We start from the raw sequence: 5,123 nt of genomic DNA, 5'->3' as shown, positions 1-5,123 counted from the left end.
AATTTGCGCTAAGCAAATTGCTTGGGTGTTATATGGTCAAGCCTCACGGGCAATTAGTATGGGTTAGCTCAACGCCTCACAACGCTTACACACCCCACCTATCAACGTCGTAGTCTTCGACGGCCCTTTAGGGGATTCAAGATCCCAGTGAGATCTCATCTTGAGGCTAGTTTCCCGCTTAGATGCTTTCAGCGGTTATCTATTCCGAACATAGCTACCCGGCGATGCCACTGGCGTGACAACCGGAACACCAGAGGTTCGTCCACTCCGGTCCTCTCGTACTAGGAGCAGCCCCTCTCAAATCTCAAACGTCCACGGCAGATAGGGACCGAACTGTCTCACGACGTTCTAAACCCAGCTCGCGTACCACTTTAAATGGCGAACAGCCATACCCTTGGGACCGGCTTCAGCCCCAGGATGTGATGAGCCGACATCGAGGTGCCAAACACCGCCGTCGATATGAACTCTTGGGCGGTATCAGCCTGTTATCCCCGGAGTACCTTTTATCCGTTGAGCGATGGCCCTTCCATACAGAACCACCGGATCACTAAGACCTACTTTCGTACCTGCTCGACGTGTCTGTCTCGCAGTCAAGCGCGCTTTTGCCTTTATACTCTACGACCGATTTCCGACCGGTCTGAGCGCACCTTCGTACTCCTCCGTTACTCTTTAGGAGGAGACCGCCCCAGTCAAACTACCCACCATACACTGTCCTCGATCCGGATAACGGACCAGAGTTAGAACCTCAAAGTTGCCAGGGTGGTATTTCAAGATTGGCTCCACGCGAACTGGCGTCCACGCTTCAAAGCCTCCCACCTATCCTACACAAGCAAATTCAAAGTCCAGTGCAAAGCTATAGTAAAGGTTCACGGGGTCTTTCCGTCTAGCCGCGGATACACTGCATCTTCACAGCGATTTCAATTTCACTGAGTCTCGGGTGGAGACAGCGCCGCCATCGTTACGCCATTCGTGCAGGTCGGAACTTACCCGACAAGGAATTTCGCTACCTTAGGACCGTTATAGTTACGGCCGCCGTTTACCGGGGCTTCGATCAAGAGCTTCGCGTTAGCTAACCCCATCAATTAACCTTCCGGCACCGGGCAGGCGTCACACCCTATACGTCCACTTTCGTGTTTGCAGAGTGCTGTGTTTTTAATAAACAGTCGCAGCGGCCTGGTATCTTCGACCGGCATGAGCTTACGCAGTAAATGCTTCACCCTCACCGGCGCACCTTCTCCCGAAGTTACGGTGCCATTTTGCCTAGTTCCTTCACCCGAGTTCTCTCAAGCGCCTTGGTATTCTCTACCCAACCACCTGTGTCGGTTTGGGGTACGGTTCCTAGTTATCTGAAGCTTAGAGGCTTTTCTTGGAAGCATGGCATCAACCACTTCGCGCTCTAATGAGCACTCGTCATCAGTTCTCAGCCTTAACCGCCCGGATTTACCTAAGCAGTCAGCCTACAACCTTAAACTTGGACAACCAACGCCAAGCTGGCCTAGCCTTCTCCGTCCCCCCATCGCAATAACTAGAAGTACAGGAATATTAACCTGTTTTCCATCGACTACGCTTTTCAGCCTCGCCTTAGGGACCGACTAACCCTGCGTCGATTAACGTTGCGCAGGAAACCTTGGTCTTTCGGCGTGGGTGTTTTTCACACCCATTGTCGTTACTCATGTCAGCATTCGCACTTCTGATACCTCCAGCAAGCTTCTCAACTCACCTTCACAGGCTTACAGAACGCTCCTCTACCGCATCACCTAAGTGATACCCGTAGCTTCGGTGCATGGTTTGAGCCCCGTTACATCTTCCGCGCAGGCCGACTCGACTAGTGAGCTATTACGCTTTCTTTAAAGGGTGGCTGCTTCTAAGCCAACCTCCTAGCTGTCTAAGCCTTCCCACATCGTTTCCCACTTAACCATGACTTTGGGACCTTAGCTGACGGTCTGGGTTGTTTCCCTTTTCACGACGGACGTTAGCACCCGCCGTGTGTCTCCCGTGCTCGCACTTGCTGGTATTCGGAGTTTGCATCGGTTTGGTAAGTCGGGATGACCCCCTAGCCGAAACAGTGCTCTACCCCCAGCAGTGATACACGAGGCGCTACCTAAATAGCTTTCGAGGAGAACCAGCTATCTCCGAGCTTGATTAGCCTTTCACTCCGATCCACAGGTCATCCGCTAACTTTTCAACGGTAGTCGGTTCGGTCCTCCAGTTAGTGTTACCCAACCTTCAACCTGCCCATGGATAGATCGCCCGGTTTCGGGTCTATACCCAGCGACTAAACGCCCTATTAAGACTCGCTTTCGCTACGCCTCCCCTATTCGGTTAAGCTCGCCACTGAATATAAGTCGCTGACCCATTATACAAAAGGTACGCAGTCACCCAACAAAGTGGGCTCCCACTGCTTGTACGCATACGGTTTCAGGATCTATTTCACTCCCCTCTCCGGGGTTCTTTTCGCCTTTCCCTCACGGTACTAGTTCACTATCGGTCAGTCAGTAGTATTTAGCCTTGGAGGATGGTCCCCCCATATTCAGACAAAGTTTCTCGTGCTCCGTCCTACTCGATTTCATTGATAAGAGATTTTCGCGTACAGGGCTATCACCCACTATGGCCGCACTTTCCAGAGCGTTCCGCTAATCTCAAATCAACTTAAGGGCTAGTCCCCGTTCGCTCGCCACTACTAAGGGAATCTCGGTTGATTTCTTTTCCTCAGGGTACTTAGATGTTTCAGTTCCCCTGGTTCGCTTCTTACACCTATGTATTCAGTGCAAGATACTTAACTTATGTTAAGTGGGTTCCCCCATTCAGACATCTCCGGATCAAAGTCTGTTTGCCGACTCCCCGAAGCTTTTCGCAGGCTACCACGTCTTTCATCGCCTCTGACTGCCAAGGCATCCACCGTATGCGCTTCTTCACTTGACCATATAACCCCAAGCAATCTGGTTATACTATGAAGACGACATTCGCCGAAAATTCGAAATACTCTTGATCTCTCAAGAGAACTCACAAATTTTACCTTAGCCTGAATAAACACCAGTGAAAGTGCTATCCAGTCTATCTTTCTATCACATACCCAAATTTTTAAAGAACGATAATACTTTCTAGTCAAAGACCAGAATTCAATATTCAACCAGCAGGCGAATACTCAATTCTGAACTCTACATGTCGTCGTGGTGGAGCCAAACGGGATCGAACCGTTGACCTCCTGCGTGCAAGGCAGGCGCTCTCCCAGCTGAGCTATGGCCCCGTATCTGAGGCTTCTTCCACAACAATTGGTGGGTCTGGGCAGATTCGAACTGCCGACCTCACCCTTATCAGGGGTGCGCTCTAACCAACTGAGCTACAGACCCAATTGTTCGGGCTACTAGGCTGACAACTCGTCACTGATCCTCCTAAAACCTCTAGGACGACCCTATCGTCTTTCGCAATGAATCAAGCAATTCGTGTGGGAGCTTATAAGGAAGCTGATGTCGTCGATTAAGGAGGTGATCCAGCCGCAGGTTCCCCTACGGCTACCTTGTTACGACTTCACCCCAGTCATGAATCACACCGTGGTAACCGTCCTCCCGAAGGTTAGACTAGCTACTTCTGGTGCAACCCACTCCCATGGTGTGACGGGCGGTGTGTACAAGGCCCGGGAACGTATTCACCGTGACGTTCTGATTCACGATTACTAGCGATTCCGACTTCACGCAGTCGAGTTGCAGACTGCGATCCGGACTACGATCGGTTTTATGGGATTAGCTCCACCTCGCGGCTTGGCAACCCTTTGTACCGACCATTGTAGCACGTGTGTAGCCCTGGCCGTAAGGGCCATGATGACTTGACGTCATCCCCACCTTCCTCCGGTTTGTCACCGGCAGTCTCCTTAGAGTGCCCACCATAACGTGCTGGTAACTAAGGACAAGGGTTGCGCTCGTTACGGGACTTAACCCAACATCTCACGACACGAGCTGACGACAGCCATGCAGCACCTGTGTCTGAGTTCCCGAAGGCACCAATCCATCTCTGGAAAGTTCTCAGCATGTCAAGGCCAGGTAAGGTTCTTCGCGTTGCTTCGAATTAAACCACATGCTCCACCGCTTGTGCGGGCCCCCGTCAATTCATTTGAGTTTTAACCTTGCGGCCGTACTCCCCAGGCGGTCGACTTAATGCGTTAGCTGCGCCACTAAAGTCTCAAGGACCCCAACGGCTAGTCGACATCGTTTACGGCGTGGACTACCAGGGTATCTAATCCTGTTTGCTCCCCACGCTTTCGCACCTCAGTGTCAGTATCAGTCCAGGTGGTCGCCTTCGCCACTGGTGTTCCTTCCTATATCTACGCATTTCACCGCTACACAGGAAATTCCACCACCCTCTACCATACTCTAGCTCGACAGTTTTGAATGCAGTTCCCAGGTTGAGCCCGGGGATTTCACATCCAACTTAACGAACCACCTACGCGCGCTTTACGCCCAGTAATTCCGATTAACGCTTGCACCCTCTGTATTACCGCGGCTGCTGGCACAGAGTTAGCCGGTGCTTATTCTGTCGGTAACGTCAAAATTGCAGAGTATTAATCTACAACCCTTCCTCCCAACTTAAAGTGCTTTACAATCCGAAGACCTTCTTCACACACGCGGCATGGCTGGATCAGGCTTTCGCCCATTGTCCAATATTCCCCACTGCTGCCTCCCGTAGGAGTCTGGACCGTGTCTCAGTTCCAGTGTGACTGATCATCCTCTCAGACCAGTTACGGATCGTCGCCTTGGTGAGCCATTACCTCACCAACTAGCTAATCCGACCTAGGCTCATCTATTAGCGCAAGGCCCGAAGGTCCCCTGCTTTCTCCCGTAGGACGTATGCGGTATTAGCGTTCCTTTCGAAACGTTGTCCCCCACTAATAGGCAGATTCCTAGGCATTACTCACCCGTCCGCCGCTGAATCAAGGAGCAAGCTCCTCTCATCCGCTCGACTTGCATGTGTTAGGCCTGCCGCCAGCGTTCAATCTGAGCCATGATCAAACTCTTCAGTTCAAACATATCTGGGTTTTGTGAAAACCCTAAACTTGGCTCAGCAATCGCAAAAAACTCTCAAATTAACGAGTGTTACTTGTGATGCTGATAATCTGGTGACTATCAGTC

2 tRNA genes and 2 rRNA genes are annotated in these 5,123 nt (G+C 51.3%); all 4 read right to left on the bottom strand.

Going from position 1 to position 5,123, the window contains the following annotated elements:
* Positions 1–32: 32 nt before the first annotated feature.
* The 4 genes from AC0IW7_RS24685 to AC0IW7_RS24670 all read right to left on the bottom strand — a co-directional run bounded on the left by AC0IW7_RS24685 (position 33) and on the right by AC0IW7_RS24670 (position 5,015).
* Positions 33–2,922: ribosomal RNA gene (locus tag AC0IW7_RS24685) — 23S ribosomal RNA — on the bottom strand.
* 249 nt (positions 2,923–3,171) lie between these two features.
* A tRNA-Ala gene (locus AC0IW7_RS24680) sits at positions 3,172–3,247 on the bottom strand.
* Positions 3,248–3,273: 26 nt separating this feature from the next.
* Positions 3,274–3,350: transfer RNA gene (locus AC0IW7_RS24675), tRNA-Ile, on the bottom strand.
* 128 nt (positions 3,351–3,478) lie between these two features.
* Positions 3,479–5,015, bottom strand: a 16S ribosomal RNA gene (locus AC0IW7_RS24670).
* The 16S and 23S rRNA genes sit together here with 2 tRNA genes alongside, the layout of an rRNA operon.
* Between the last annotated feature and the right edge of the window lie 108 nt (positions 5,016–5,123).

The sequence above is a fragment of the Pseudomonas sp. AC229 genome (genome assembly GCF_979254655.1).
The sequence above is the reverse complement of the archived record's forward strand: the minus strand, read 5'-3'. Positions and strand labels throughout refer to the sequence as shown.